Source organism: Bordetella tumulicola, from assembly GCF_054779135.1.
Genome location: NZ_BAAGYU010000006.1, coordinates 333281 through 358678, shown reverse-complemented (window position 1 = coordinate 358678; position 25398 = coordinate 333281). Strand labels below are relative to the sequence as shown.

The window sequence follows — 25398 nt, the reverse complement described above, 5'->3', positions numbered from 1 at the left end:
CTGATTCGGCGTGCACCCCGGGGTTGTTCCCCTTGCGCGCCGCGTCAACCCCCGGTGTCTGGCTCGGGGATGAGCCCGTGATACTTGCGCCCCAGCGCGACCGTTGCCTGAAACATGCCGGCCTTGCTGCCGCAGTCGTATCGCTGCCCTTCATAGCGGTGGGCCAGAACCGTTCGTTGACTCAACATCGAGGCAATGCCATCGGTCAGTTGAATTTCATTGCCGGTGCCGAACAGCGTGGCGCGCAGGTGGTCAAAAATCTCTGCCTCAAGCACATAACGTCCCACGACGGCTAGCGTAGATGGCGCTTCTTCGGGCGAGGGTTTTTCAATAATATGCGTGATGCGAGCCGTACGATTACTCAGCGGTCGCGTGGCGACGATACCGTACCTGCTGACTTCCTGGCGGGGAACATCCTGTACGCCCACCACGCTCGCGTCTTGTGCGTAAGCGGTATCGATCAACTGCTTCAGGACCGGCGTCTCGGCATCAATGAGATCGTCGGCCAGCAGCACGGCAAAGGGCTCATTACCGACAGCCGGCGCGGCGGTCAGCACCGCGTGACCCAGACCCAGTGGTGCCGATTGACGGATATACAGGCAATTGACGTGGGCCGGCAAAATATTGCGCACCATTGCCAGCAGCTCGGTTTTGCCCTTGCACGCCAGATCGGCTTCCAGCTCGGGCGACGAGTCGAAATGATCTTCGATCGTACGCTTGTTGCGGCCCGTGATAAAAATCAAGTCGGTAATGCCAGCCGCGATGGCTTCTTCGACCGCATACTGAATCAACGGTTTGTCGACGACCTGCAACATTTCTTTGGGCATCGCCTTAGTGGCCGGCAGAAATCGCGTACCCATTCCCGCGACAGGAAATACGGCTTTGCGTATTGGGCGCATAAGAAGAGGATCCCTATAGAAAATTAAGCGAACCATCAAAAATTAAACGAACCACCAAAACTTTTGCTGGTGATCGCTATCATATTGCCATGAACTGCTGCTATTCGATAATCAGGATCACTATTCTGAAGCGTTGCCTGGCCGCCACCCTGAGTCTGAGCCTGGTCGCGCCCTTCGCGCCCGCCATGGCTCAGCCTACGGGGTTGCCGTCTATGGGGGCGGCGTCGTCGGCCGATTTGTCGCCTGCACTAGAGCGTCAACTGGGCGAGGCCATCATGGCCCAGGGCCGGCGTGATCCGACCTTTATCAACGACCCCGAGCTGACGCAATACTTGACTACGATGGGGCGCAAACTAGCGTCTTACGCGCCGGGTGCCGTGCCCGAAGTCGAAATGTTCGGGGTGCGAGACCCTCAGATCAACGCGTTCGCGATGCCGGGCGGATTTATCGGCGTCAATTCCGGCTTGATCGTCCAGTCGACCAGCGAGTCCGAGCTGGCATCGGTGGTGGCTCACGAAATTGGCCACGTCGCCCAGCGGCATATTGCCCGTGGCATGACACAGCAAAACCAGACGGGCGTGATCATGATGGCCAGTCTGGCAGCGGCCCTGTTGACGGCCCTGGCCGGCGGGGGAGGCAACCTGGCGATGGGGGTGGCGGCGTTTGGGCAGGCCGCCGCCATTAATCAGCAACTCGGTTTTTCACGCGATGCGGAACGAGAGGCCGATCGCGCTGGCTTTGTCATGCTGACCAAGGCGGGCTATGACCCCGAGGGCATGGTGCGCATGTTCTCCCGGCTGATGGGGGCATCGCGCCTGAACGAGGGCATGGGCGGCGGCGCGTGGGCGAGTACCCATCCCTTGTCGATTGAGCGGATGTCGGACGTTCAGAACCGTGCCCGCAATTTGCCCTCTGAGCGTTATCGGGACAGTGACGATTATTGGTACATTCGCGCGAAAATGCGGGTGATTCAGGGTCGTGATTCGGTCAGTTTGCGTACGGCCAACCAGCAACTGAAAGACGAGGCCCACCGGTTGACCGGCGTGCAACAGTCGGCGGCCAATTACGGCTTGGCCCTGCAAGCGTTTCAGCGAAATAACCTGAGCGAGGCCCAGCAGTTTCTGAACCAGGCGCAAGCGGGGGGGCGTAGTTCGCCCCAATTGGCGCGCTTGGACATCGACCTGGCCGCGGCGCGTAAAGACAATGCGCAGGCGCTGCAATTGGCGGCCGCAGCCGTCAAGCGCTGGCCGCAACAGCGTGCGCTGGGTATCGCATACGCCCAGGCGTTGCAGGGTGTGGAGCGCCATGCCGATGCACAGGCGTATCTGCGCGGGCGCATCAAGCAGTGGGGCGAGGACGAACCCGGGCTGTACCAGATGCTGGCGCAAAGCGAAGAGCGTAACGGCCAGCCGGTGCAAGCGCGTCGTGATATGGCCCGTTATTACGTGCTGACGGGGGCCTACGCCGCGGCCGAGTCCCAGCTACAGCAGGCCCGCAACATGTCGAAGGATTTTTACGAGCAATCGCAAATCGACGTGCAGATCCGGGAAGTCGCGGCCCGGCTGGCCGAGGAACGCGAATTACTGGAACGATTCAAGAGCTGACCGCTGCACGCCAAGCCTCGGCTTTCAGACCAGACCGGGATACTGCGGGCGACGTGAATTAGCGGCCTGTCTCGAAAAAGCGTCCCAGACGTTGCGGCAACCATCCGAGATGGGCTGGAAAGCTGCCAGTCGGAAAACCGGCGTGACCGCCTTCGGCCGGCTGGTGCAGCAGCACGTGCGCGGAGCATTCGCGTGGCATCGGCAGGGCGCTTTCAGGCAAGAACGGATCGTTGCGCGCGTTCAACACCAGCGTGGGTACCTCGATGCTGGTCAGCCATGGCTTGCTGGACGCTCTTGTCCAGTAATCGAGGGCATTACGAAAACCGTGCATAGGGGCGGTGTAGGCATCGTCAAAATCGCGCAGGTCGCGCGCATGCGCGATGCGCATGACATCGATGGCACCCGGAAAGCGCCGGGCTTTTTCCAGGACCTTGTGCTTCATGGTCTTGAGAAAATGCGCGCTGTACACGCGGCGATTCAATAGACCGCGAGACAGAGTATTGCCGCCCGCGACCAGATCCATCGGGACGGATACGCCGGCACAAGCCGCCAGCCACGAGACGGCATCGCCTTGTTCGCCCAGAAATTTCAGCAAGGCATTGCCGCCCAGCGAGACCCCGACGGCGTGCCAGCGCGCATGGGGAATGCGGGCCCGGACGGTCTCGAGCATGAAACCGACCTCGGCGGAGTCGCCGGAGTAGTACGCGCGGGCCAGGCGATTGGGTGTGCCGGAGCAGCCCCGAAAATGGGCGACCGCGACGATCCAGCCTCGTGCCCGGAAATAATGGGCGATCGACTGCGCGTAGCGGCTGGTACTGCCGCCCTCTAGGCCGTGGAACAACAATAACGCGGGCGTATCGGGCGTCTGTGGCAGGGACGGCCAGTCCGCATCCGTGATCCACCGCGCGGCCGCAGTCTTGCCGGACACCACGGGTGTCGTGTTATCGATCGGTTGGCCGTCGGCGCTTTTATGAGGAAACAGCCCTGGGCCCGTCCAGTCAATATCGATGAAATCGGTATCGGGCGTGTCCACACGCTGGCGCACGAAAGCCACGCCGTGATGCTGCGCAAAAAAGGCGCCATAAATCGTCTGGCTATGACGATCAGGCAGCCACGCGGGGACCGGGCAGGGCGAGGTGTCGAGTCGGGCGATAGGCACGCGAACTACCCGCCTCAGTGCAGTCGATCGGGTACATCGTGCAGATCCAGCACCCCGGCGTCGGCGGGCGCTGGCGAGGCATGGTGTACGACCATGCGCCACCCAGTTGGGCCCTTGTGATAGATGTTGGTGGCGTAGCAATGGGCATACTGTGTGCCGCTACGCGTGCGCACCAACACTTGTTCGACCAGCGTGTGTATCGAGCACATCATGCTTTGCATGATCTGGGGGCGCAGGGGACGGATATGCAATGGTCCGCCTGCCAACGTTTGTTGCCAGGATTCTTGTACCGCCGTATGGCCGACAGCCCGCAGCCCGCCAGGATGAATACAGATGATTTCCTCGTCATCGGCCCAGATTTGCATGAGGCGGACGGTGTCAGCCTGCTCGAGCGCATCGTAGAACGCTTGTTCGGCTTCTTCTGGCGTGGCAAACATGTGGGCGGTAGCAGGTGACAAGTGGGTGAGAAGGTCAGTGGCCGCGAACGACCGTGCCGGGCTTGAGTCGGTATTCGGCGCCACAGTACGCGCAGCGGGCGGAACCCGTGTGGGCAACGTCGAGAAATACGCGGGGGTGCATGCTCCAGAGGGGCGCCTTGGGGCCCGGGCAATACACGGGCAGGTCTTCGGCTCCGACTTCGATGGTTTCGTGTGCGGGCGCGGCGGCAGGGGCGGCAGCGGTCATGATATTTCCTGAAAAAGACAAATGAAGAAGCAAACAGGGCCAAGCGTCAGAACGTATGCGGTGATAGCACACCACGAAGCATACTTGCCGTCGTACCAGATGAAAGCGTCGCGATTCGCCACATGGTATTCCCCTTTCAAGTGGCGCCTATTGTATCAAGCAGTAGGGGTACAATGCGGCCTTTGAGCGCTAAGCGCTCTGCGATCTCTCTAACTGGGTGCCGTGCCATACCGGCTGGCGTGCGTGAGTTTGTCTTTGAAGCGTTCCATGCCGTTCAGTTCCATTCGTTTTGGGGCACGTAGTGTCCGTTGACTTCCTTTTGCCCTCGGACGATCCCCGCCTTGTCCGCCAGGAACGCGTCGCTGCCTTTCGCCAGGGCATACACGCCATATTGCCGGCGTTGATCGCCACGGGCACGTGGGGGCTGGTGACAGGCGTGGCCATGGTCAAATCCGGTCTGACCGAGTCCATGGCGCTGGCCATGACATTGCTGCTTTATGCCGGGTCGGCGCAGTTGACCTCTTTGCCATTGATCGCGGCTGGCGCGCCCCTATGGCTGGTGTTCATGGCCGGCTGCGTAGTCAATCTGCGCTTTCTCATCTTTGGCGCCGCGCTGCACCCTTATTTTCGTCACCTGTCGTGGCCTCGTCGGTTGGGCCTGGGGTATTTCACGACAGACATGGGTTTTGTCCTGTTTATGCCGCGCTTTGGCGATGCGGCCGAGCGCGGTACGCGTGAACAGCTATGGTTTTTCCTGGGGACGATTGTGCCCGGGTGGCTGGTTTGGCAATCGTCGTCGATCATCGGCATTTACCTGGGGGGCATGGTGCCCTCGGATTGGTCGCTGGATTTCGCCGCGGTGTTGGCATTACTGGCGATTACGGTGCCGTTGGCCAACTCCAAACCCATGCTGATTTCCATGTTGGCGGCCGGCTTGGTGGCCTGGGTGGGGCAGTTGTTGCCCCTGCGCCTGGGGCTCGCGGCGGCCGTGATCACGGGTATCGTGGCGGGCATCGTCGCGGAACGCTATTTCCACAAAGGTCGGGCATGACCTTCTGGCCCTCCGAAATCTACGTCTATTCGGCTATTTTGCTGCTGGCCCTGTGCAGCGTGCTGACGCGGGCGGGTTTTATGTTGTTTGGCGACTACATTCCATTGCCCGACGGGGTGCGGCGCGCCCTGCGTTATGCGCCGGCCGCCGCCCTGACTGCCATCGTCGTGCCCGATTTGCTGCCTTGGAAAGCCGGTGCTGGCCCGGCGTTTGACTACCGGCTGGTAGCGGCAACGGTGGGCATCGTCGTATTCTTGCGTAGCCGCAGCGCGGTGCTGGTGATTGTGGCGGGCATGGTCACGCTGTGGGGCTTGCGCTGGCTCGCTGGCTGAGGGTTTTTGCGGCATGGATGCGGGCAATATCCCGGATTGACTTCTGGTAGTATGGCTGGTTGCGCTAAAATAAAGTTATCCACAGCAATCCGGGCTTAGCAGCACTCTCGTTTTGTTCTTTTTCGTTGCCCCGGCTTCTGCCCATCCTGATGACTGAACCTACTAATTCCGCAGCGCCTACTTCTGACATTCCTACCCCGACCTTTACCGAGTTCGGGTTGCACCCCCAACTGCTTCAGTCAGTTGTCGATACGGGGTATACCACGCCCACCCCCATCCAGGCCCAGGCACTACCTGCGGTGATGGCCGGGCGCGATGTCATGGGCGCAGCGCAAACCGGTACAGGTAAAACGGCGGCCTTTACGCTGCCGATTTTGCATCGCCTGATGCCGCAGGCCAACACCAGTGCCTCGCCGGCGCGGCACCCCGTACGTGCGCTGATCCTGGCGCCCACACGTGAATTGGCCGATCAGGTATACGAGAGCGTCAAACGCTATAGCAAGCACACGCCGCTGCGCTCTGCGGTGGTGTATGGCGGCGTCGATATCGGTCCTCAAAAAGAAGCGCTGCGCCGTGGTTGCGAGGTGCTGGTCGCGACGCCTGGGCGTTTGCTGGATCACATCGAACAAAAAACGCTCAACCTGGGCCAGGTTGGCATTTTGGTGCTGGACGAGGCCGACCGCATGCTGGATATGGGCTTCCTGCCCGATCTGGACCGCATCGTTCGCTTGCTGCCCGCGCAGCGCCAGGGCCTGCTGTTTTCGGCCACCTTCAGCAACGAAATCCGCAAGCTGGGCCGCACGTACCTGAATCAGCCTGTCGAGATTGAAGTCGCGGGGCGCAATGCCACGGCCGACACGGTCACGCAAATTGCCTACCAGATGCCCAGCGACGCCAAACGGGCCGCCGTCGTGCATTTAGTGAAATCGCGTGGGCTCAAACAGGTCATCGTGTTCTCGAACACCAAAATCGGCACCGCCCGCCTCGCTCGCGAATTAGAGCGTGATGGCGTGCGGGCCGAGTCCATCCATGGCGATAAAAGCCAAGCCGACCGCATGAAGGCCCTCGAGGCCTTCAAGGCGGGTGAACTCGAAGTCCTGGTGGCGACCGATGTGGCCGCGCGTGGCCTGGATGTCGCTGGCGTGCCTTGCGTCATTAACTACGACTTGCCGCATAACGCGGAAGACTACGTGCACCGCATTGGCCGCACGGGCCGTGCAGGGGCATCCGGCGAAGCCATTGCCTTGTTCACGGCCGACGAAACCCGCTATCTGCAAGACATCGAAAAGCTGACCAAATTGCCGGTGCCGCGCGGCACGCTCGACGTTCCCCAGGAGTTGGTCGCACGCAGTCACACCCGCGAGCCTCGCGAGACCCGTGGACGCGATCGCCGCAGTGGAGGCTACACGCAGGCAGCGTCACGTCAGCCGGTCGACGACTTTTTCGACAAGCCCTACGTACCCTCCGCGTCGGCGGCCAGCCAGGCCGAGTCCCGATCCGAATCCGCGACGCCCAAGCGTCAGTTGGCGGTACTTCTGGGCGGCAGCCGCAAGCCCGCTGCTTGATCAGGCTTAGGCCGTTCCTCGCAACAAACCCGTCACATCAGGGAGTTGCGTGGCGACTTCAGCGCTATCTGGCGCCAGGCTAGCCAATAGGCGTTCCAGGTGCCCGATGTGCGGCAGCATCGGTCCGTAAAACAGGATGCGCGAGCCGTGTTGCACCAGCAACGTCGGAAAATTCTCGACATCTTCGTCCCCGAGTAGATCGGGATGATCCTCGATATCAATCCATGCATAGACCCGATCCGGCTGGCTATCGGCCAACGCGGCGAGTTTTGGGCGATATTGTGTGCAAGTGTCACACCACGCGGCGCAAAAGCACGCAATGAACCAACGGTCATCGCTGCCAGAGAGCAGGGCGGTGCGCAGGGCGGACGTGTCGGGGCCGGGGACGAGCAAAGGCATGTCAATGAAATCGCAGCGTATTTGAGACTATGATACCCGCCATGTTCATCAACCGCTTTGCGATATGACTTCTCCCCGCCCCGAGTATTCCGTCCGTACCGTTGCCGTTGGGACGGCAGGCGTTGCGCAGGCGTTCAAACGCGCCTTGGTATCACAATGTCATCCCAACATGCTGTTGGCGATATTGCTGCCTTTTGTCATTGCGCTGTTGGGCGCGTTGCTGCTGCTGTGGCTGTTCTGGACACCGTTGACCGGATGGCTGAACATGCAGGCATCGGAATGGGAGTTTGTGAACGACGCCGACGCCTGGATGCTAGGCGTTGGATTGTTCTCGCTCAAGCTGTACTTGGTCCCCATCGTCGCCGTCATCATTTTGCTGCCGCTTTCCGGCATTTTGGGATTGGCGATCGCCGCGATTTTTGTGATGCCGCTGGTATTGCGCCACGTCAGTGCGCGGGAATACGTCTCGGTGGATCGTCAAGGGCGTAATGCCACGGCCTATAGCGTCTGGAACGCCATCTGGGTCAGTTGTGTGTTTGCCGCGGGGTGGCTGCTGACGCTGCCTTTGTGGCTGGTTCCGCCCGTGGGGATCCTGTTGTCGATCTTCTGGTGGGCATTTGCTTTCTCGCGCATGATGCGGGTCGACGCGATCGTAGAGCACGCCAGTCCCCAAGAACGCGCCATTTTGCTTAAACGCCACAATACCGGGTTTTGGGTGATCGGCCTTGTCTGCGCGTTACTGAACTTGCTGCCGCCGGCCTGGATCATCCTGCCGGTGTACGCTGGTCTGGTAAATGCCCACTATGGGCTGGAAGCCCTGCGACGTTTGCGCGAAGAACGTGTCATCGAAGCCTGATCCGGTGGATATCATTATGGCGAACTCTCTCCCTACCCCCCGTCGTATCCGCCTGATCATTGTGGGCGACGAGATTCTGTCCGGACGCCGTCAGGACAAGCATTTTCCCAAGGTCGTCGAGTTATTGGCGGCTCGTGGCCTGCAATTGTTCGGGGTCGAGATACTGCCCGACGACCGCGAGGCGCTGACCGCCGCCTTGCGCCGCAGTTTTGCCTCGGGCGATATCGTGTTGTCGTGTGGCGGTATCGGTGCCACGCCCGACGACCACACGCGCCAGGCGGCGGCCGCGGCACTGGATCTGCCGTTGCAGTTACACCCCCAAGCAAGAGAAGCGATTGCCCAGCGGGTGGCCGAGATGGTGAGGGAGGGAAAAGCCCCGGCCGATCTGGACGCCGCAGAAAACCAGCAGCGCATGCAAATGGGCGTGTTTCCCGAGGGCTGCGAGATCGTGCCCAATCCTTATAACCGGATTCCCGGATTTTTCATTCGCGACCATACTTTCTTGCCGGGTTTTCCCGTTATGGCATGGCCGATGCTGGAATGGACCCTGGATACGCGCTATCACGCACTGCACCATGCGCAGGCGCATGCGGAGCATTCATTCCTGGTCTATGGACTGCCCGAATCCCGGGTCGCACCCGTCATGCATGCGGTACAAGCGCGTTGGGCCGGCGTGAACGCATTCAGCCTACCCAGCATGGGCGAGACCCCGCGTATAGAGCTCGGCGTGAAAGGGGACCCGGACGACGCCGTAGCGGCGCTGGCCTACCTGCGGGAAGAGGTTTTGCGCTTGGGCGGACGCCTGTCGCCCTAACGAAAGGTTGCCAAAACGCCGTCAAAATTTCACAATACGGGAAATAAGTTGATGTTGCACAGCGGCATAAGCGTGAATTCCGCGTGCCGCGGCCTCCTGATTTGCCCCATCTATTCATTGTGATTCCTGCCATGTCTGTTATTGCGCCTAGTCCGGACAACGAGCGAACCTCGGGCCACTCTCCCATCGCCATCCAGGTTATCGAGCGTGCCATGCGTCTGCTGGATGCGTTGGCTGCGCATCCCGACCCGGTGACGCTGAAAGCGTTGTCAGCGACGACGGGGCTGCATGCGTCCACAGCCCACCGTATCCTGAATGACCTGGTCGTGGGCCGCTATGTCGAGCGTGTCGACAACGGCCTGTACCAACTGGGTATGCGTTTGCTGGAGTTGGGTTCATTGGTGAAAGGGCGTTTGAATGTCCGTGAGGCCGCCATATCGGAGATGCGCTCGCTACACAAACTCACGGGCCAGACGATTAACCTGTCGGTCCAGCAAGGCGACGAAATTGTCTATATCGATCGTGCCTGGAGCGAGCGTTCCGGGATGCAAGTGGTTCGCGCCATCGGCGGGCGGGCACCGCTGCATCTCACATCTACCGGCAAGCTTTTCCTGTCGACCATCGATAGCAGGCAAGTCCGCGCGTATGCGCTACGCACCGGCCTGGCGGGCCACACCCGCAACAGCCTGACCGATATTGACCGACTGGAACGCGAGTTGTCTCTGGTACGCCGTCACGGCTATGCCCGCGACAACGAAGAGCTTGAGCTCGGCGTGCGATGTATCGCCGCCGGTATTTTTGACGATACCGGCAAGCTGGTGGCAGGGCTGTCTATTTCGGCGCCGGCCGAACGTTTGCAAGACGAGTGGATTCAGGTGCTGGTCGATTCGGCCAGGACGATCTCCGAAGCCCTGGGGTTCGAATCCATCACGAGCCCGAATGGCAGTGGCGTCGGCGGCGCGTTAGGCAAGAGCCTGACGCCAACAAACGTGGCGCGCGCCTAAAAAAAGAAAAGAGGAGAGGGGGGAAGGGCCCCCACGCTGCGCCTTTGGCTTGCGACAAGGCAAAAAAATCCCTGCAAAGGCAGCGTGGCGCTTTGCAGGGATCGATACTGGTGAGGCATCAGGCCAATGCCGAGGGGCATCGGCCTGGCGTCCTCTGGTTTACTGCGCCGAGATGCCCGCGTTCTTGAACAGCTTGGCCCATTGCGGCACTTGCTGGTTCACCTTGGCATCGAGGGCTTGGGGATTGGCGTCGTTTGTCAGGACTTCGGCGCCCAGGCCAGCCATGCGTTCCTGGAACTTCGGATCAGCCAAGCCTGCTTGCAGGGCCTTGACCAGTTTGTCCACGACGGGTTGGGGCGTGTTTTTTGGAACCCACATGCCGTGCCAGATACCGACCTGAAAGCCCTTATAGCCCGATTCGTCCATGGTGGGCAGATCGGGCAGCGTCGGGACGCGCTTCAGGCTGGTCACGGCATAGGCCTTGACCTTTTTGGCTTTGATGTACTGGGTGGTGTTGGTGGTCTGGTCGCACAGCATGTCGACCTGCTTGCCCAGCAAATCGTTCATGGCCGGGGCGGTGCCCTTGTAGGGAACGGTCAGCAAGTCCACGCCAAGCGCATCGACCAACATGGTGCCGCACAGGTGGCTGGCTGCGCCGATCCCGGCATTGGCGAGCGAGATCTTGTCCTTGTTGGCTTTGACGTACTCAACCATCTCTTTGATATTGTTGGGCGGGAAGTCCTCGCGGGCGATAACCGTCATGGGGACGTCGACGACCAAGCCGACAGGCGCGAAGCTCTTGTCGACGTCGTAGCCCGGGTTTTTATACAGCGAGGCCGCGGTTGTGAAGCCCAGGTGCATGAGCAATACGGTATAGCCATCGGCATCGGCACGCCCGACGAACGAGGTACCGATCGTGCCACCTGCACCGGTCTTGTTTTCGACGACGACGCTTTGACCCAGGGTCGGTCGCATGGCTTCGGCGAGCGAACGGGCGACGTTGTCCGTGGGGCCGCCAGCGGCGAAAGGCACGACCATCGTGACAGGGCGCTCGGGGTACTCTGCTTGGGCCGCGCCCGCTGCAAAGAGGGCGCTCGCGGCTAGCAGCACGGAAAGCGTACGGGGAATCAATCTCATGAAGTCTCCTGGGCCGCAGGATATGCGGCAATTTTCAATAGCGTAGCGTGATGAGTCTTTTTCGAATGTCATCAGCCGGTCTTGAGTGTAGAAAACAATATAGCGGACGTCACCGGGGGGTTTCCCCTGAGACGAACGCGCCTCTATATGTTTGCACGAAGTTGGTGCCGTATGTTTGCACAAAGTTGGCGCAAAAAGTTGTTGCAATGCATCAAAATTGCTTGACAGCGGATTTTAAGGACGTAGAATGGCATTTGTGCAGTGCAACAAACGCGCCGGCCTTAGCTTCATATAGTGGTTCCGAGCTCGTTTTCCTATTCGTCGCAACCTATCGCTATTGCCGGCCACCGCGGCCTTATTTTCCGGAGACCACCATGACTGCTATCCCCCAACAAATTCTAGACCGTCAAGTATCCGCTCTGAACGCGCTGACCGCGACGCAGACCACGCTGTTTGCCGGCTTTGAAAAACTGGTTGATCTGAACCTCAAGGTCGTCAAGGCCACGCTCGACGAGGTCGCCCAGACTTCGCAGCAGGCCCTCAGCGTCAAAGATCCCCAAGAAGCCACCGCTTTCGCCACGTCGCTGGTCCAACCCGGCGCTGAAAAGGCCCTGGCTTATGGCAAGCATGTGTACGACATCGTTGCTGGCGTCCAGGGCGAGCTGGCCAAGTTGGCCGAAACCCAAATCGCCGCTGGTCAGCAACAAGTCGCTGATGCTGTCGAGCAACTCGCCAAAAACGCGCCCACGGGCTCGGAAAGCGCAGTTGCCCTGCTGAAGTCCTCGCTGGCGACCGCCAACGGTGCCTATGATTCGTTGACCAAGGCTGCCAAGCAAGCTGCTGAAGTCGCCGAGTCCAACATGAACGCCGCTACCAACGCCACGTTCAAGGCTGCTTCCGACGCCACCCAGGCCGCTAGCAAAACGGCTCGCCGCAGCGCATAATGTGTAATCGGTGCCGAGAGGTTGTCGGCACGCAGCTTGTGTAGTACTGTTGAGTGACAGAGCAGAGCTGGAATTAGGCCACCCTTCGGGGTGGCTTTTTTTATGGGGGTGGCTTTTTTTATGGTCGGGCCGCGGCGGCCATCGCTACCGCGCCATTGCCACTGTTTCAGCGGGTTTTGATCGCCTGTACACACTCGCTCACCAGGGCCGGGCCGCGGTAGATCAAACCGGTGTATAGCTGCACGGCGTTGGCGCCCGCCGCCATTTTCTCCCTGGCTTGTTGGCCCGACACAATACCGCCGACACCGATGATGGCGGCTTCCGGACCCATGCGTTGGCGCAGACGGGCGATCACGGCCAGCGATAGCTCATGAACCGGTGCTCCCGACAAGCCGCCAGCCTCGTTGGCATGGTCGAGTCCCGTTACCGCGTCGCGGGACAGGGTGGTGTTGGTGGCGATAACGCCATCGATGCCAAAACGGGGAAGAATGTCGGCAATGGCGTCGATCTGGGCTTCGGACAGGTCCGGAGCAATCTTGACTGCCAGAGGGACGTGCCGTTGATGTTGATCGGCCAGTTCCGCGCGTTTGTCGCGCAGTCGGGCCAGCAGGGCGCTCAATTCGTCTTCGCCTTGTAGCGCGCGTAAATTCTGCGTGTTGGGTGACGAAATGTTCACTGTGACATAGTCAGCATGCGGATAAACGCCTTCCAGGCCCAGCACATAGTCGTCCGCCGCGCGCTCAATCGGGGTATCGGCATTTTTGCCGATATTCAGTCCCAGGATACCGCCCTGATCACGCCATTGACTGCGGCGGACATTGGCGATGAACGCCGTCAATCCCTGGTTGTTAAAGCCCAGGCGATTGATCAATGCCTGCGCCTGCGGCAGACGGAACATGCGGGGTTTGGGGTTGCCCGGCTGGGCCCGGGGCGTCACCGTGCCGACTTCGACGAAGCCGAATCCCAAATTACCCAGCGCATCGATATAGGCGCCGTTCTTGTCCAGCCCGGCCGCCAACCCTACCGGGTTGCGCAGCGTCAGCCCCATCAGGGGGCACGGCGCCTGCGGCTGGGCGTGCAGCAGCTTGCGCGTGATGCCGCACGCGTAGGCGCGTTGCAGGTTGGCCAGCGTGACTTCGTGGGCAGTTTCCGCGTCCATGGCAAACAACGCCGGACGCGCCAGGGGATAGGCTTGGAAGAGGATCGACATGGGGGGCAATTGTAGCGAGTTTGCCCGGCCCGACAGACAAAATCAGGCCAGATCGGGGGGGGCGGGTTGCCAGTCGCCGTCCAAATGCATCTGCAGGGGGCGAAAGCCGGATTTATAGGCCATTTTCCGGCTTTCGTGGATCCAGTATCCCAGATAGAGCCAGGGCAGGTTCAGTGAGCGGCACTGCTCAATCTGCCACAGTACGTTATAGGTACCCAGGCTGCCGCGCAGACTCGGATCGTAAAAGGTATAGACCGAAGACAAACCATCATCGAGTACATCAATGATCGACACCATCACCAAGCAATTATCGGCATCGCGAAACTCGACGAGGCGCGTATTGACCCGGCTGGTCAGCAGAAACTGTGCATATTGCGTTCGGCTATCGTCATCCATGCCGCCACCGGGATGTCGACCCTGCTGGTAGCGGGTGTATAGATCATAGTGTTCGGATGACCAGGCGAGCTCCGCGACAAACGCCTGCAGACCCTGGTGGGAGCGCCACGCACGGCGTTGGCTGCGGCTAGGTACGAAATGCGCGGTATCGACCCGTACGGGCACGCACGCCCGGCAGTTGTCGCAATGCGGACGGTAGGTAAACAGGCCGCTGCGCCGAAAACCTTGTTCTACCAACTGTGAATACGTGCCCGCGTTGATCAAATGCCCGGGCGCAGCGACCTGTGAGCGCGCTTGGCGATCGGGCAGGTAACTACACGGATACGGTGCAGTGGAATAGAACTGCAGCGTGGCAAACGGAAGTTCTTTAAGCTGACTCATCGGCGGGTCGCACCAGCATCGGGCTCGTGCATTCAGGTAAACATCTTAACGCGATGACGGCCTATGACAAGCGTCAGTGTTGCTCGATCAGGTCATGCAGGCTGCCCCGGCTATCCAGCCAGCCTGTTCGCCAGTCCGGCGTTGGCCGGGTCACGGCCTGTCGTACGTGCTCGACAAACTCGGCGCGTGTAACGGGCCCCGCGCCCAGGCTGGCCAGGTGGCGGGTCTGTTGCTGGCAGTCAATCCACTGCACGCCAAAGCGGCGCAAGAACGTCACCAGATACGCCAGCGCGATTTTCGAGGCATCGGGGGCGCGCATAAACATCGATTCGCCAAAAAACATGCCCCCCAGGCTGATGCCATACAGCCCGCCGACTAGTGCCCCGTCGATCCAGGTTTCCACGCTGTGTGCATCGCCCGCCAAGTGCCAGGCCAGGTAGGCCTGCTGCATCTCGCCGGTAATCCAGGTGCCCGCCTGGCCATCGCGTGGCGCCGCGCAGTAGCCCATGACGGTCTCGAATGCCGTATCCACACGAACCTGGATGCGTGGCGTGGGACTGGATTCGTCTCGTGCGATCTGGCGCAACCGCTTGCCTAGCGAACGCGAGACCGCAAAATCGCGGCAGGCCAATACCATGCGTGGATCTGGGCTCCACCACAAAATAGGCTCGCCGCAGCTATACCAAGGGAAAATTCCGTTTGCATAGGCCAGCCGTAATCGCGCTAGCGACAAGTCCGCGCCGAGCGCCAGCAGCCCTGCGGGCTCGGACAGCGCGTCTTCGACCGGAGGAAAAGGGGTGTCGGGTTCAAGCCAGGCTAACTTCACTGTTCTGCGGTGTTAATCAGACGGAGAATCAATACAAAGGATACCGCCACCCGTCGCTGCGGCCCTTGGGCCGCTAGCGATGCCAGTCCAGCGTGTAATGATGGCAGCCAAAGCTGCCGCGCCGACGGTCCTCCAGGTACTGTTTCAAGGTCGTGCTGACCGTGCGGAATGAAAGTTCATCCCAGGGAATATCCGCCTCGTCGTAATAGCGCGCCTCCAGGCTTTCAGGGCCTGGGTCGAGCTCAGGGCCCGACGCCTGGGCCAGATAGAACAGGTGCACCTGGTCGACCTGGGGTACGTCGATCACGGTAAATAAGGCCCCTAGCGCGATACGAGCGCCGGATTCCTCCAGCGTTTCGCGGGTGGCTCCCTGCGCCGTGCTTTCACCCAACTCCATAAAGCCCGCGGGCAAGGTCCACGTGTTGTACCGCGGTTCGATCGCGCGCCGGCACAGCAAAATGCGGTCCTCCCAAACGGGCACCGTTCCCACGACCATCCGGGGGTTTTGATAATGAATGGCCCCACACTGATCACAGATATCACGTTCTCGATTGTCGTCATCGGGCACGCGCCGATGCGTCGGTGCACCACATTGGCTGCAAAAGCGTGCCAGGCGCGGCGCGGGAAAATAGGTGGGGGGCGATCGGTCAGTCATGTCGTCGATTCTAACGGCAGTCGGGGCTGCTGTTGTGTTCGCCTTATTATCCTTTCATTCGGGTACCGGATTCGCTATAAAATCGAGTTGCTGTTTGATGTCCTTCGCGGTGGCGCCATTGTGCAACGGCACCGTCCCGGGATAGGCTGCGTGATTGACTTGCCATATGGCATCCGGCGGGGAGTTCTCGTCGCCAAGCGCCTCCAGCAAGGCCGTTTCGCCCGGCATGACGCGTAGCTGATCAAGAATGCTCGCCAGGTCACGTCCGTCAATTAATCCACCACCGACGTCGGTCTGAGCATAGAGCCGTCCCGTGTCATCCAGCCACCATCCGGCGATGGTCTTGACGGCCACATCGGTGTGCGTGATCAGACCTTGGCCCGTATCGGCGCGTCGCAAAACATACGGAGCCGCATCCAGGCGCACATAGACCCGTTGCGGACCGTTCTGGAAATACCAGCGGCCTAGCTCGTCCGCGACGTAATTGCGACCAATAAACGCCAGAATCTGCGGGTTCGTAATCGGGTCACCTCTGCCGCCCGCCGTTGCATCACCCTGCTCGTGAATGTGCCACCGGCCGCGTTCGTCCAGGGATAGCCAGCCGTAGACCGCAGGAACATTCGGCCACTTGGCGAGCGCTTGTTTAACGGATAAGTCCATGGAGAGGGTCATCAATGCAGCAAGACCCACCATTTAACCAGACCGGGTACTTGTCGCCAGCACGTCCATCCCCGCATAGGCCCTTATTTCGTTCGCCATCCTGGGCCATCCCAGTGTTGCGCCTCTGGAAATTGCCGTATAAACGGCTTCAGTCCGGCTGTGCACATGCAAACGCTGGTACACCGTTTCTGCATGGACTTTGGCGGTCGCCGCCGCAATATTCAGATGACGGGCGATCGCTTTCAAGGTATAGCCTCGTGCCAATAGCACCAGCACTTCATATTGACGCGGCGTGAGCCCCAGGTTTTTGCTTTCTTGTTGCGCATAGGGCGGCATCGCTGACGTGGTGCTCGTCGTGTCGAATGTGGGCGCTGGAAACGATTTCATTGGCGGCCCGACGAGAGAATGCTTACCAAAAGGCGATTGAGCGTCCGGCGCCTCGTCTGCCAGCGCAAGTGTGATCGCGGCCTGCAGGATGTCCGGGCTGGCATGGATAGGCACACATCCGACCACGTTCGACGGCAAATCTTGAGGAACGGATGCTAGTGCGTCTGATAGTACGATGATGGATTTGGGCTGGTAGGTCTGTGTCGCTGCGGTGATGATTTGCGTTGCGGCATCATCCAACAGTACGAGCGACAGCAGCATCAGCGCATAACCCGACAGTGGTAGCGGGACAAGGGCCGTGGTGTCTTGGTGAAGGTCTTTTTGCGCGGCTACATCGATCTGACAACCGGGTACGGTTTCCGAGATCAACTGCACAATGCCTCGTAGTATCAGTGGCCGCGATTCTATGATAATTATTGTTGACACGTCTCCTTCTCCTTCATTGGATCGGGTGTGCATTTTTCCCAAAATCTAGCCCGAATCACGCGATATCGCAATAAAACAATAGCTATACAAACGTTAATTCGCGCACTGTTTTTTAATTGGTTATTGGATCCAACAATTAAGTTGGACTGTTTCCGGTCGCGTTTCCCAGTTGATCGGGAATGCCTCAAAGCGCTCTGCGAAGCATGACGCTCGCAGGCTGTAGCCGGACTGCGGTAGCCAGTCATCCAGTAGCTTGCCATAGAGCCCCACGACTTCATCGGATGTGCAGTGGGCGACACATGCCGCGATACGTCCTGCGGGCAACATAATCTCAAACGCTTCTTTGGGCTTGGGCCCCAGGCCTGGCGGCACTTGAACCCCGCAGTAATAGCGCATAAAGGGCAAGGGTACGAACATGGGCGTGTCGTAGGTCAGCCCAAAAAAAGGGCCCTCCAGCATCGTGGCGGGCAGGTCGGAGAACAGCTTGCGAAAGTCACTCCAGCACGCGTGCTTTTGGCCTGACAGCCCTTCATACCGAACGGCCCAGAAGCGAATGGCTGGCCACTGACGGATCACGATTTTCGTGTTGTCTACAGACGGATGGCCGACGTCAGACGTCAGCTTGTAGGCGGCATTGAGTTTGGCGATGTAGCGCACGTGCGCCTGTCGGAACTGGCAGGGCGATATGCCCCAATAGTGTGTAAAGGCTCGCGTGAACGCTTGCTGGCTGGAGAACCCCATGTCGATCGCTATCGAAAACGGCGATTGGCGAGTATGGGCAATCATCAGCGCGCAGCGCCCCATCAGATTGCGGTGGATGTAATCCCTGGGCGAATACTGAAAATCCTTGAAGAACAGACGCGTGAGATGAAATCGGCTGAGCTGCATTTCCTGGGCCAGCGTCTGTATTAAGGCGTCGTGCGTGCAATGCTCTGTCGAGTCATGCAGGATCTTGTGCTCGATCTGCGTGACGCAATACTGAATACGAGGGTCCATCTGGCTTCTCCTTTTCCTTATTTTTGTGCCCGGGCACATTGTTTTTAAAGTGGAAGAATGCGTTGGATAGCTTTGTCTCAAAAAAAACTTCAAAAAAATTTCAAACATCACAAACTGTAAATTATGTGAACTAAACCTGCCTAGAATGGCATCCATGCAAACGGTGTTTGAGGAGACAAAAACAATTCCGAAGGAGATTGATAGAGACGCATTGGAATTGTTAAAGATTAGTAGGAATTACGCCGCGATTGTGAAGTTTGATTGATGCCCTGTATATGGGGGTTACTACATAGACCATTGGTAGTAGGCCATAAAAACTATCGACAACCCCTGTTGCAACAATCAGATAGATTAATTCATGCATTGGTTTTTTCTTGGGTTTTAAAAATCCAGGATGGGAAGTTTTTGCCAAAAAAACAGAACTTTTATTTAGAAAAATTGTTTCAAAAGCCTGTTTTTTGACTGGAAACTTATTTATAAGTCGGAAATTTTCCCGGAAATGATGGATCTTCTATCGCCATTGTTAATCCGGATAACGATGTAGTACCGCTTCGAGACGGTCTCTCGAAATATTCGGAGGAAGACATCATGAAAAAGACTCTTTTGGCTGTGGCCTTGGCAGTTAGCTCTATTGGTATGGCTCATGCCGCCGGTTTTGCAATCGGTGCTTTTGGCGGCACGGGTACTGCCGGTTCGGGCACGATGGGTGGCTCGCAAGCCACCAGTGGCAGCGGTTCGATTGGGCCGGGAGTGGCGGTGCAGGGTACGACTGCCACCAGCTCGACCAGCGCGAACTCGGGCGTGTCCCTGACACCGCAAGGCACCACCACTTACGCCAACGGTGCCAGCGTGAACCAATCTGTCGGCGGTAGCTTCTCGTCGGGCTTTGCCGGCGGTACGACCGGCGGTATGGCTGGAGGTGAATACACCAGCGGTGCCACCGGCAACGTGGGCACGATCGGCTTCGGTGGTTGGACCTGGTAAGTCTCCTCGTACCGAACCCTATTGTGCAGGGAGACGATTGTCTCCCTGCACATGGGAGAACCCCAGTGAAATATACGCTTTGTTCCCTCCTGTTGATCTGGGCCATCGGCCTGGTTTTGGTGAGTCATGATGCCCATGCTGCCAAGTCCCGTGCCAATGCGCAGGCGGTACCCGTAGTGGCTTATGTTGAGCCCGAATTGAGCTGCCCGCCGGGTTTCCCACGCGACAAGCCGTTCACGAATGCGTTTCCCGACCTAGCCGCAGATGAGCGGGACTTGTCGTTTGCCGATAGCGCTGGGCAGGGTGAATTTCCTGGCTATCGCGATGGCGCTGGTCGTGGCTTTACTTGCTTTATCTCGCAGGCAACAGATGCCGGCACTTGGGCGAGATCTCGCGATTATTGGCTGGATACATCGAGGCTCGTGCCTAGCTATCCGGTAATGGGAGGCCCGCTTTTTTTATCTACTGGATGGCAATGGATCGATTTTGATTGATATTGCCGTTACATCATTATTTTTAATCATAAAAAATAATGTAACACCAGGCGCATGTGGAGATTCCGAAAATGAATCCAAAACTTGATGAAGAAATCAAGCGGTGGACTGTTCGACGCAAAAGCGCACTGGTCATGGATATTATCCAGGGCAGGACGACGGTGCGCGAAGCCAGCGACGCGTTTGAGTTGCCTGTCTCAGAAATTGAGCGCTGGGTCGAGGAAGGTAGACGCGGAATGGAAAATGCGTTGAGATCCAATCCATTGAATATAAAAGAAATATATGAAAAACAGATAAAAACGCTGCAACAGGCGTACGGCGAGGCCATGCTGGAGCTACGCGTGAAATCCCGGCAAAATCCATCGCCAAACGATGAGGATAATTAGAGCATGGGGTATTTTTTGCTTTAAATCAACGATCTTATAAATATTAAATTTATTTCGCTATTTTTATAAAAAATCCATTTAAAAATCACAAAATGGTAAAGACAAATTTTAATGTAACCATAAAATAAAATTACCGTATTCGTAGTGTTACAGCGTCTTTATTTGGCGAACATACGGCAAAAAATAGTTTTTAACAATATATGGGTGGCTTATTTTCAGGAGAAAAAGCATGAAACGCCTAATATTGGTGACACTGGCCTTATGTAGCTTTGGCGCTAATAGCCAGACTATAAATACAAATGCCGGTGCTTCATCCAACGCAACAGGTAACGCAAATTCGTCGTCCCAGTCGGGCACCTCGCAAGTCGGAGTGAACGCCCAAATGGGAATGGGCAACATCACCTTCGAAGGCTCCTCGCAGCGCGAGCATCAAAGTATCTCGACAACGCCTAACGTCTATATCGCGCCCAGTATGTTTGGCGGTGCAAACAATTGCGGTCAGAGCAACACGATGGGAGTCGGGGTAACCGGATTCGGCATCGGTGGCTCGGTGGCGAGCGAGAGCGACGCATGTAATGCACGCGAAGACACTGCCACGGCCTATAAGCTCGGATACAAAGATGTGGCCGATATGCGGTTTTTCTGCTTTGGCGAAGACGCAAACCGACTCGCCTGGGAGGCAACGGGACGAGCGTGCCCCTCAACCGCGGAGCCCTCCGCACAGATCGTGAGCCGTTATTACGTGGCGACGGGCAACGCAAGTAACGGCCCTTTTGAGGGCTACACTGAGCATTGATAAGGTTTCGGCAACTGCACAAAACAAACGGCCCTGGAAAGGGCCGTTGTCTACTGTAGGCGCAACTCGCCTTAATGCCGCTGGCGATCCCTTCAAGCCCTCTGAGGAAAATGATCATGTCGAAGAACGATATCCGCGTTATCAAGGAGCTTTATGATCGCTTCAATAGGAGAGATATCGACGGCATACTTGTCGCCCTTGCCGATGATGTCGCTTGGGCGAACGGCATGGATGGCGGCCACGTTCATGGGCATGAGGCTGTGCGCGCCTATTGGACACATCAATGGACCCTCGTTAGTCCACACGTTAAGCCGATAGCATTCAGGCAGACAGAGGATGGTGCCGTAGCTGTTGAGGTAATACAGTCAGTATTCGACCTCCACGGGCAGCCCTTGAGTGGCCAGACTCATGGGTTGAAGGATAAGACGGTGACGCACATTTTCCGGATGGATAGTGACAAAATCACGCACTTCGACATTCAGGAGGACCTCGAAGCATCGCGTCCGACTATGCTGGAATGACCGTAGCAACGTTTGATACCCCACTGGGCGTCAAATTTGTAATCTGGACTGTTTGCTACAACCTTGTGAATCCCCGATACACTGCTACAAAAGAAAAAGGCCCTCATTGCTGAGAGCCTGATTTCTAGTGGAGGCGCAAGCCGGAATCGAACCGACGTACACGGATTTGCAATCCGCTGCATAACCACTCTGCCATTGCGCCAAGGCTGATTAAGCCAAGCCCGCTATTATACAGGAATCTGCAGAAAGGTGTTTAGTCTACCGTGATGCCGGCATCTTTGATCGCTTTCGCGCTTTGCGTCATGTCTTGCGCAAGCTGCTGCTCCAGATTTTGCGGCGTTCCTTCGCGTGACTCGTAGCCCTGGTCTTTAAAACGCTGTACCAGCGCAGGATTATTCAGCGCTTTATTGAGGGCGGTGTTCAAGGTATCGATGGCCGCGGGCGACGTTCCGGCCGGTGCAAACAGCCCATACCAGAGCTCGACGCTATAGTCTTTGACACCAGATTCCGCAATAGTCGGCACGTCGGGAAGCAATGGGGTGCGCTTGGCGGTGGCGACGCCCAGCGGACGTAGCCGATCATCCGCAATGAACGCTTTCACCGACGAGAGTGTCAGGATACTGACCTGAGTATGCCCCCCCAGAAGGTCATTGATGGCGGGCCCGCCTCCTTTGTACTGAACGTGCGTGATGTCCGCGCCCGTCATGCTGTTGAAAATTTCGCTGGCCAGGTGGTGTGGCGTACCGGTCCCGGGAGCGCTCCAGTTCAGTGTGCCGGGCTTGTCGCGGGCCTGTGTGATCAGGTCTTGTACGGATTTGATAGGCAGTTTTGCATTGGTGACCAGCACGAGGGGCGCTGTGGCCACCATGCCCACGGGTGTGAAGGATTTTTGAGGGTCAAAGGACAAGTCTTTGTAGAGCGCGGCGTTGATCGCCAGCGTGTTCGAACCGAACAGGATCGTATAGCCATCCGGGGCGGCGCGAGCGACCGCCTCGGATCCGATATTTCCGCCGGCGCCGCTGCGATTATCGACGACGACGGTTTGACCCAGCGCTTCGGCCAGGCGCGGGGCGAGATCGCGCGCCAGAATGTCCGTGCCGCCGCCCACCGAGAACGGCACGATGAGTCTAATGGGCTTGGCGGGAAAGGCGTCTGCGGCCTGGGATGGCGAACAGAGTACCGACAGTGCGGCAACGCCCAGGACAAGACATAGTTGTTGAGATAGATGCGTGGTACGGAACATGGGGTGTCTCCTCTGTATTTCTTTTATTCGGCTGGCGGCAGCTCAACGTCGAAATGGCGTGCCAATACATCCGCGATCAACTCATAGCAGGATCCCACGCGCACGACCTCTAACGTGGCAAAGTTGATGAGCGTTGCCGACCGCTGATAGCGGTGGTATTTGCGTAGGCCGTAATCCACGACGACGTCGGCGATATCCAAAAGTTCAGCCGGAATGTCTTGCACGCGGAACTTGGTACCGGTGTTCGTCAAATTGGCCGAAGAGCCAAAGATTGGATGATTCTCTTCGCGACTCAGTTTGCAGATTTCGCGGTGAAACGGACCGGCATTGATGAGCATTGCCACGGTGCCGTCCTTGGTGCTGCCGACTAGGGCACCCGGGTCCAGCCGCTGGATCAGCGGGTGTTCGGGACGATAGGGAGCGATCGCGCCCAATGGCAATTCATAGCCTTCGGTAATGCAGCGCACCATTTCACTCGCGCGTTCATCGAGCACATGCAACGCGCGATGCGTGGTCATGTCTCCCACCATGGCGTTGAGCTTGGTCGGCGCTCTACCTTTGGCCTTGAAAATACGCGCCAGCGACTCCGCAGACCCCCCGGCGATGGTGTAGCCGACATCGACGGGGAAAATGGCGATACCACCTTGCTGTAGCGCAGTGAAAGCCCTACGTGCGTCGGCGGCAATGTTTGGAAAACTCATTTTGTGCTTGGCTCCTGGTGGGCGAGTGTGACATCGTCCGGCTGATCCGGCAGGGCTAGCGTACGTTTGGTCTATGATTTGGACAATTTTATTGTTCTTATCTATTGATATGATTTTCTTATGCATGTGACTGTACGCCACCTGCGCGCGGCTTTGGCGGTCGCTCAGCGCCGCAGCTTTCGTCGCGCGGCAGAAGATCTGCACGTGTCGCAACCCGCCCTGTCCTTGACGATCCATGAGTTGGAGGTCGCGTTGGGAGCGGTCTTGTTTGATCGCAATTCCCGTTCCGTGTCTATTACCGAACTGGGCCAATTCTTTGTGCAGGGGGCTTCGCGCGTTGTGGCGGATTTCGACCATCTTGTTCAAGAGGTCGGTGATGTCGCGCGCTCAAAGCGTGGCCGGGTCGCCGTCTCTTGTGTGTCATCGGTGGCCGGCCGGGTCATGCCGCAGGCAATTCAGCACTGTGCAATCCATTACCCCGGCGTCGAGATCGTCATCCATGATGATGTGGCGACTCAGGTGCTCGAGCTGGTTCGCTCGGGCATTGCGGATTGTGCGCTGACGATTCAGCCGTCGACGCTAGGCGACGGCATGCTCTTTGAGGCGTTGCTCGAAGACCCGTTTTATGTGGTTTGCGATCAGCAGCACCCATTGGCCTCGCGGACTCAAGTCCCCTGGAAAGCCCTCGACGGCGAAAGTTTGATCGAGTTGTCGACCTCGAGTGGCACCCATCGTATGGTGCGCGAAGAGTTGGCGCGCAGTCATGCACGCCCGAGTCGCTCTACGGCAGTCTCGCATCTATCAACCGTACATGGCTTATTGGAGGCGGGCTTTGGCGTTGCGGTGCTGCCGCGTATTGCGCTTCCCGTGGAAAAGCATCCCACGCTGGTTGCTCGACCGTTGGTGCGGCCCGCGTTGAGCCGCACGATAGGTATTTACCGGCGCCGCGATCGTTCGCTGGCGCCCGCTGCCCAAGCATTCATTGAGTCCGTACGTGCTGTGTTGACGGATTTAGGCTGACACGTTCAGATCCAGATCAATATCCTGGATCTTTATTTGCGTGGCCACCAATTGGGCAATGACATCCGGGGTGCGGCCCGCGACAGGGTGCTTTGCCGCCAGGTCAGGCGCCCAGCGCTGCAGGATCTTGGTCCACAATGTGCTGAGGTTCTTGCCCGCGAGGTTTTTTCCTAGTGAGCGTACATAAAAATGCGCCCCGATAAGGGCGGCCAGCAACAACCCTGCAATGATGTCGATCGCGGTGGAGAAAGGCATTACGCCGGCTGTGAGGCGGTTGGCCGCGTCCAGAATCGTGTCGCTCGCGATCCCAAACTTGAACAAGGCATAAATAATCAGTGCGATAACAAGGATGACGCAGGCCACGATGACCATTTTTTTGGCAGCGTTGTACCGGCGCAGCGATTGCGCATAGGTCTGATCCCCCAGCGCGCGTTCGAGATCGGTAGCCTGCTGCCAGAAGTCGTCTGTTTTTTCGACGGGAATTTGTTGCGCATCAATCAGCGAGTGCATGCCCAGCAGTTGCAGCTTGGCAAATTGGCTGAATGAAAGCGACGCGCCCACGTTGTGCGAAGAACTCACGGCAAACTTTTCCGAAAAAGAGAAGGGCAGTTTAGCCCTTATTGGGCCTGAAATCGGGTCCACCAGGTCGCCGCGACCACGGAGTGACTTGAGTTTCAGGCCTTCAAGCTCGGGGCCATGGCATTTACGCTACCTGGCATTGGCAGAGACGCTGTCGTTGCGAAGCAACTCTCGCCTCGCTCCGCATCTGAAATTTTCCTGAGCGCTAAAGATTATTGATAAGCTGTGTCGCGCATCCGCACAATTAGAAGTCATTAGACGTAACTATTGCAGCTTTTTGGGGTGCAGG

At 58.2% G+C, this 25398-nt stretch carries 30 protein-coding genes and 1 tRNA gene; 14 read left to right on the top strand and 17 right to left on the bottom strand.

Annotation, left to right across the window (positions count from 1 at the left end; all coding sequences use genetic code 11):
* Positions 1–44: 44 nt before the first annotated feature.
* Positions 45–899 carry a UTP--glucose-1-phosphate uridylyltransferase GalU gene (gene galU / locus ACYVDM_RS05670; RefSeq protein ID WP_415789429.1) on the bottom strand — a complete coding sequence of 285 codons (855 nt, stop codon included), beginning with the start codon at positions 897–899 and terminating at the stop codon, positions 45–47.
* Positions 900–988: 89 nt separating this feature from the next.
* On the opposite strand from galU, the gene ACYVDM_RS05665 reads away from it, so the two are divergent.
* Positions 989–2503, top strand: coding sequence for a M48 family metalloprotease (locus ACYVDM_RS05665; RefSeq protein ID WP_415789427.1), 1515 nt, complete (start codon positions 989–991; stop codon positions 2501–2503).
* Between the two features lie 58 nt (positions 2504–2561).
* Here the strand turns inward: ACYVDM_RS05665 and ACYVDM_RS05660 are convergent, their stop codons facing one another.
* The 3 genes from ACYVDM_RS05660 to ACYVDM_RS05650 are packed head-to-tail and all read right to left on the bottom strand — an operon-like array spanning position 2562 to position 4346.
* Positions 2562–3662: a YheT family hydrolase gene (locus tag ACYVDM_RS05660; protein ID WP_415789425.1), complete on the bottom strand. Its 1101-nt coding sequence runs from the start codon at positions 3660–3662 to the stop codon at positions 2562–2564.
* Between the two features lie 14 nt (positions 3663–3676).
* Complete coding sequence (locus ACYVDM_RS05655) at positions 3677–4099, bottom strand: YybH family protein (RefSeq protein WP_415789423.1); 423 nt, start codon at positions 4097–4099, stop codon at positions 3677–3679.
* 34 nt (positions 4100–4133) lie between these two features.
* Positions 4134–4346 (bottom strand): zinc-finger domain-containing protein, encoded by a 213-nt coding sequence (locus tag ACYVDM_RS05650; protein ID WP_230662228.1) that lies wholly within the window; start codon positions 4344–4346, stop codon positions 4134–4136.
* 379 nt (positions 4347–4725) lie between these two features.
* Here ACYVDM_RS05650 and ACYVDM_RS05645 point away from each other — a divergent pair, with 379 nt between their 5' ends.
* From ACYVDM_RS05645 to ACYVDM_RS05635, 3 genes are all read left to right on the top strand, one after another.
* Positions 4726–5397, top strand: a complete 672-nt coding sequence (locus tag ACYVDM_RS05645; protein WP_415789651.1) for an AzlC family ABC transporter permease — start codon at positions 4726–4728, stop codon at positions 5395–5397.
* A complete protein-coding gene (locus tag ACYVDM_RS05640; protein WP_415789421.1) occupies positions 5394–5729 on the top strand; it encodes an AzlD domain-containing protein in 336 nt (111 codons plus the stop codon). Before ACYVDM_RS05645 ends, ACYVDM_RS05640 begins: the two co-directional genes overlap by 4 nt.
* Before the next feature lie 149 nt (positions 5730–5878).
* Positions 5879–7294, top strand: coding sequence for a DEAD/DEAH box helicase (locus ACYVDM_RS05635; protein ID WP_415789419.1), 1416 nt, complete (start codon positions 5879–5881; stop codon positions 7292–7294).
* A gap of 6 nt (positions 7295–7300) precedes the next feature.
* Here the strand turns inward: ACYVDM_RS05635 and ACYVDM_RS05630 are convergent, their stop codons facing one another.
* Complete coding sequence (locus ACYVDM_RS05630) at positions 7301–7693, bottom strand: thioredoxin family protein (RefSeq protein ID WP_415789417.1); 393 nt, start codon at positions 7691–7693, stop codon at positions 7301–7303.
* Between the two features lie 64 nt (positions 7694–7757).
* On the opposite strand from ACYVDM_RS05630, the gene ACYVDM_RS05625 reads away from it, so the two are divergent.
* From ACYVDM_RS05625 to ACYVDM_RS05615, 3 genes are all read left to right on the top strand, one after another.
* On the top strand, positions 7758–8549 hold the full coding sequence (locus ACYVDM_RS05625; RefSeq protein WP_415789415.1) for an EI24 domain-containing protein: 792 nt from the start codon (positions 7758–7760) through the stop codon (positions 8547–8549).
* Positions 8550–8565: 16 nt separating this feature from the next.
* A complete protein-coding gene (locus ACYVDM_RS05620) occupies positions 8566–9363 on the top strand; it encodes a competence/damage-inducible protein A (RefSeq protein WP_415789413.1) in 798 nt (265 codons plus the stop codon).
* Positions 9364–9494: 131 nt separating this feature from the next.
* Positions 9495–10367 carry an IclR family transcriptional regulator gene (locus ACYVDM_RS05615; protein WP_415789411.1) on the top strand — a complete coding sequence of 291 codons (873 nt, stop codon included), beginning with the start codon at positions 9495–9497 and terminating at the stop codon, positions 10365–10367.
* A gap of 159 nt (positions 10368–10526) precedes the next feature.
* Here the strand turns inward: ACYVDM_RS05615 and ACYVDM_RS05610 are convergent, their stop codons facing one another.
* Entirely contained in the window at positions 10527–11504 is a 978-nt protein-coding gene (locus ACYVDM_RS05610; protein WP_415789409.1) for a tripartite tricarboxylate transporter substrate binding protein BugD, read from the bottom strand.
* A gap of 374 nt (positions 11505–11878) precedes the next feature.
* Between ACYVDM_RS05610 and phaP the strand changes: the two genes are divergently transcribed.
* Entirely contained in the window at positions 11879–12448 is a 570-nt protein-coding gene (gene phaP, locus ACYVDM_RS05605; protein ID WP_415789407.1) for a TIGR01841 family phasin, read from the top strand.
* A gap of 166 nt (positions 12449–12614) precedes the next feature.
* Here phaP and ACYVDM_RS05600 read toward each other — a convergent pair whose 3' ends face one another.
* The 7 genes from ACYVDM_RS05600 to ACYVDM_RS05570 form a co-directional block, all read right to left on the bottom strand.
* The gene (locus ACYVDM_RS05600) at positions 12615–13658 is read right to left on the bottom strand and encodes a quinone-dependent dihydroorotate dehydrogenase (RefSeq protein WP_415789405.1); all 1044 of its coding nucleotides are present in this window, start codon (positions 13656–13658) and stop codon (positions 12615–12617) included.
* A 42-nt stretch (positions 13659–13700) separates the two neighbouring features.
* Positions 13701–14435 carry an arginyltransferase gene (locus ACYVDM_RS05595; RefSeq protein ID WP_415789403.1) on the bottom strand — a complete coding sequence of 245 codons (735 nt, stop codon included), beginning with the start codon at positions 14433–14435 and terminating at the stop codon, positions 13701–13703.
* 73 nt (positions 14436–14508) lie between these two features.
* Positions 14509–15261 carry a leucyl/phenylalanyl-tRNA--protein transferase gene (gene aat, locus ACYVDM_RS05590; RefSeq protein ID WP_415789401.1) on the bottom strand — a complete coding sequence of 251 codons (753 nt, stop codon included), beginning with the start codon at positions 15259–15261 and terminating at the stop codon, positions 14509–14511.
* Between the two features lie 73 nt (positions 15262–15334).
* Positions 15335–15916 (bottom strand): NUDIX hydrolase, encoded by a 582-nt coding sequence (locus ACYVDM_RS05585; protein WP_415789399.1) that lies wholly within the window; start codon positions 15914–15916, stop codon positions 15335–15337.
* Positions 15917–15970: 54 nt separating this feature from the next.
* Positions 15971–16576: a DUF2946 family protein gene (locus ACYVDM_RS05580; protein WP_415789397.1), complete on the bottom strand. Its 606-nt coding sequence runs from the start codon at positions 16574–16576 to the stop codon at positions 15971–15973.
* Between the two features lie 33 nt (positions 16577–16609).
* Entirely contained in the window at positions 16610–17389 is a 780-nt protein-coding gene (locus ACYVDM_RS05575) for a response regulator transcription factor (RefSeq protein WP_415789395.1), read from the bottom strand.
* Between the two features lie 120 nt (positions 17390–17509).
* Entirely contained in the window at positions 17510–18385 is an 876-nt protein-coding gene (locus tag ACYVDM_RS05570) for a helix-turn-helix domain-containing protein (protein ID WP_415789393.1), read from the bottom strand.
* Between the two features lie 588 nt (positions 18386–18973).
* Between ACYVDM_RS05570 and ACYVDM_RS05565 the strand changes: the two genes are divergently transcribed.
* From ACYVDM_RS05565 to ACYVDM_RS05545, 5 genes are all read left to right on the top strand, one after another.
* Positions 18974–19369 (top strand): hypothetical protein, encoded by a 396-nt coding sequence (locus tag ACYVDM_RS05565; protein WP_415789391.1) that lies wholly within the window; start codon positions 18974–18976, stop codon positions 19367–19369.
* Positions 19370–19434: 65 nt separating this feature from the next.
* Positions 19435–19863, top strand: coding sequence for a hypothetical protein (locus ACYVDM_RS05560; RefSeq protein ID WP_415789389.1), 429 nt, complete (start codon positions 19435–19437; stop codon positions 19861–19863).
* A gap of 71 nt (positions 19864–19934) precedes the next feature.
* Positions 19935–20249, top strand: coding sequence for a DUF1153 domain-containing protein (locus tag ACYVDM_RS05555; RefSeq protein ID WP_415789387.1), 315 nt, complete (start codon positions 19935–19937; stop codon positions 20247–20249).
* A 229-nt stretch (positions 20250–20478) separates the two neighbouring features.
* Positions 20479–21045, top strand: a complete 567-nt coding sequence (locus ACYVDM_RS05550; RefSeq protein ID WP_415789385.1) for a hypothetical protein — start codon at positions 20479–20481, stop codon at positions 21043–21045.
* Between the two features lie 116 nt (positions 21046–21161).
* Positions 21162–21566, top strand: coding sequence for a nuclear transport factor 2 family protein (locus tag ACYVDM_RS05545; protein WP_415789384.1), 405 nt, complete (start codon positions 21162–21164; stop codon positions 21564–21566).
* A 128-nt stretch (positions 21567–21694) separates the two neighbouring features.
* Here ACYVDM_RS05545 and ACYVDM_RS05540 read toward each other — a convergent pair.
* The 3 genes from ACYVDM_RS05540 to ACYVDM_RS05530 form a co-directional block, all read right to left on the bottom strand.
* Positions 21695–21768: transfer RNA gene (locus tag ACYVDM_RS05540), tRNA-Cys, on the bottom strand.
* A 51-nt stretch (positions 21769–21819) separates the two neighbouring features.
* Positions 21820–22809 (bottom strand): Bug family tripartite tricarboxylate transporter substrate binding protein, encoded by a 990-nt coding sequence (locus tag ACYVDM_RS05535; RefSeq protein ID WP_415789382.1) that lies wholly within the window; start codon positions 22807–22809, stop codon positions 21820–21822.
* A gap of 23 nt (positions 22810–22832) precedes the next feature.
* On the bottom strand, positions 22833–23510 hold the full coding sequence (locus tag ACYVDM_RS05530; protein ID WP_415789380.1) for a Sua5/YciO/YrdC/YwlC family protein: 678 nt from the start codon (positions 23508–23510) through the stop codon (positions 22833–22835).
* 120 nt (positions 23511–23630) lie between these two features.
* Between ACYVDM_RS05530 and ACYVDM_RS05525 the strand changes: the two genes are divergently transcribed.
* On the top strand, positions 23631–24530 hold the full coding sequence (locus tag ACYVDM_RS05525) for a LysR family transcriptional regulator (RefSeq protein ID WP_415789378.1): 900 nt from the start codon (positions 23631–23633) through the stop codon (positions 24528–24530).
* Here the strand turns inward: ACYVDM_RS05525 and ACYVDM_RS05520 are convergent.
* The gene (locus ACYVDM_RS05520) at positions 24522–25109 is read right to left on the bottom strand and encodes a DUF6097 family protein (RefSeq protein ID WP_415789376.1); all 588 of its coding nucleotides are present in this window, start codon (positions 25107–25109) and stop codon (positions 24522–24524) included. The two genes, ACYVDM_RS05525 and ACYVDM_RS05520, sit on opposite strands and share 9 nt — an antisense overlap.
* Positions 25110–25398 lie beyond the last annotated feature (289 nt).

Bases quoted from the DNA above. Each gene is read 5' to 3' on its own strand.
- galU (WP_415789429.1), bottom strand. From the start codon at position 899: ATGCGCCCAATACGCAAAGCCGTATTTCCTGTCGCGGGAATGGGTACG.
- ACYVDM_RS05665 (WP_415789427.1), top strand. From the start codon at position 989: ATGAACTGCTGCTATTCGATAATCAGGATCACTATTCTGAAGCGTTGC.
- ACYVDM_RS05655 (WP_415789423.1), bottom strand. From the start codon at position 4,099: ATGTTTGCCACGCCAGAAGAAGCCGAACAAGCGTTCTACGATGCGCTC.
- ACYVDM_RS05650 (WP_230662228.1), bottom strand. From the start codon at position 4,346: ATGACCGCTGCCGCCCCTGCCGCCGCGCCCGCACACGAAACCATCGAA.
- ACYVDM_RS05640 (WP_415789421.1), top strand. From the start codon at position 5,394: ATGACCTTCTGGCCCTCCGAAATCTACGTCTATTCGGCTATTTTGCTG.
- ACYVDM_RS05635 (WP_415789419.1), top strand. From the start codon at position 5,879: ATGACTGAACCTACTAATTCCGCAGCGCCTACTTCTGACATTCCTACC.
- ACYVDM_RS05630 (WP_415789417.1), bottom strand. From the start codon at position 7,693: ATGCCTTTGCTCGTCCCCGGCCCCGACACGTCCGCCCTGCGCACCGCC.
- ACYVDM_RS05625 (WP_415789415.1), top strand. From the start codon at position 7,758: ATGACTTCTCCCCGCCCCGAGTATTCCGTCCGTACCGTTGCCGTTGGG.
- ACYVDM_RS05620 (WP_415789413.1), top strand. From the start codon at position 8,566: ATGGCGAACTCTCTCCCTACCCCCCGTCGTATCCGCCTGATCATTGTG.
- ACYVDM_RS05615 (WP_415789411.1), top strand. From the start codon at position 9,495: ATGTCTGTTATTGCGCCTAGTCCGGACAACGAGCGAACCTCGGGCCAC.
- ACYVDM_RS05610 (WP_415789409.1), bottom strand. From the start codon at position 11,504: ATGAGATTGATTCCCCGTACGCTTTCCGTGCTGCTAGCCGCGAGCGCC.
- phaP (WP_415789407.1), top strand. From the start codon at position 11,879: ATGACTGCTATCCCCCAACAAATTCTAGACCGTCAAGTATCCGCTCTG.
- ACYVDM_RS05600 (WP_415789405.1), bottom strand. From the start codon at position 13,658: ATGTCGATCCTCTTCCAAGCCTATCCCCTGGCGCGTCCGGCGTTGTTT.
- ACYVDM_RS05595 (WP_415789403.1), bottom strand. From the start codon at position 14,435: ATGAGTCAGCTTAAAGAACTTCCGTTTGCCACGCTGCAGTTCTATTCC.
- ACYVDM_RS05585 (WP_415789399.1), bottom strand. From the start codon at position 15,916: ATGACTGACCGATCGCCCCCCACCTATTTTCCCGCGCCGCGCCTGGCA.
- ACYVDM_RS05580 (WP_415789397.1), bottom strand. From the start codon at position 16,576: ATGGACTTATCCGTTAAACAAGCGCTCGCCAAGTGGCCGAATGTTCCT.
- ACYVDM_RS05570 (WP_415789393.1), bottom strand. From the start codon at position 18,385: ATGGACCCTCGTATTCAGTATTGCGTCACGCAGATCGAGCACAAGATC.
- ACYVDM_RS05565 (WP_415789391.1), top strand. From the start codon at position 18,974: ATGAAAAAGACTCTTTTGGCTGTGGCCTTGGCAGTTAGCTCTATTGGT.
- ACYVDM_RS05555 (WP_415789387.1), top strand. From the start codon at position 19,935: ATGAATCCAAAACTTGATGAAGAAATCAAGCGGTGGACTGTTCGACGC.
- ACYVDM_RS05550 (WP_415789385.1), top strand. From the start codon at position 20,479: ATGAAACGCCTAATATTGGTGACACTGGCCTTATGTAGCTTTGGCGCT.
- ACYVDM_RS05545 (WP_415789384.1), top strand. From the start codon at position 21,162: ATGTCGAAGAACGATATCCGCGTTATCAAGGAGCTTTATGATCGCTTC.
- ACYVDM_RS05535 (WP_415789382.1), bottom strand. From the start codon at position 22,809: ATGTTCCGTACCACGCATCTATCTCAACAACTATGTCTTGTCCTGGGC.
- ACYVDM_RS05530 (WP_415789380.1), bottom strand. From the start codon at position 23,510: ATGAGTTTTCCAAACATTGCCGCCGACGCACGTAGGGCTTTCACTGCG.
- ACYVDM_RS05525 (WP_415789378.1), top strand. From the start codon at position 23,631: ATGCATGTGACTGTACGCCACCTGCGCGCGGCTTTGGCGGTCGCTCAG.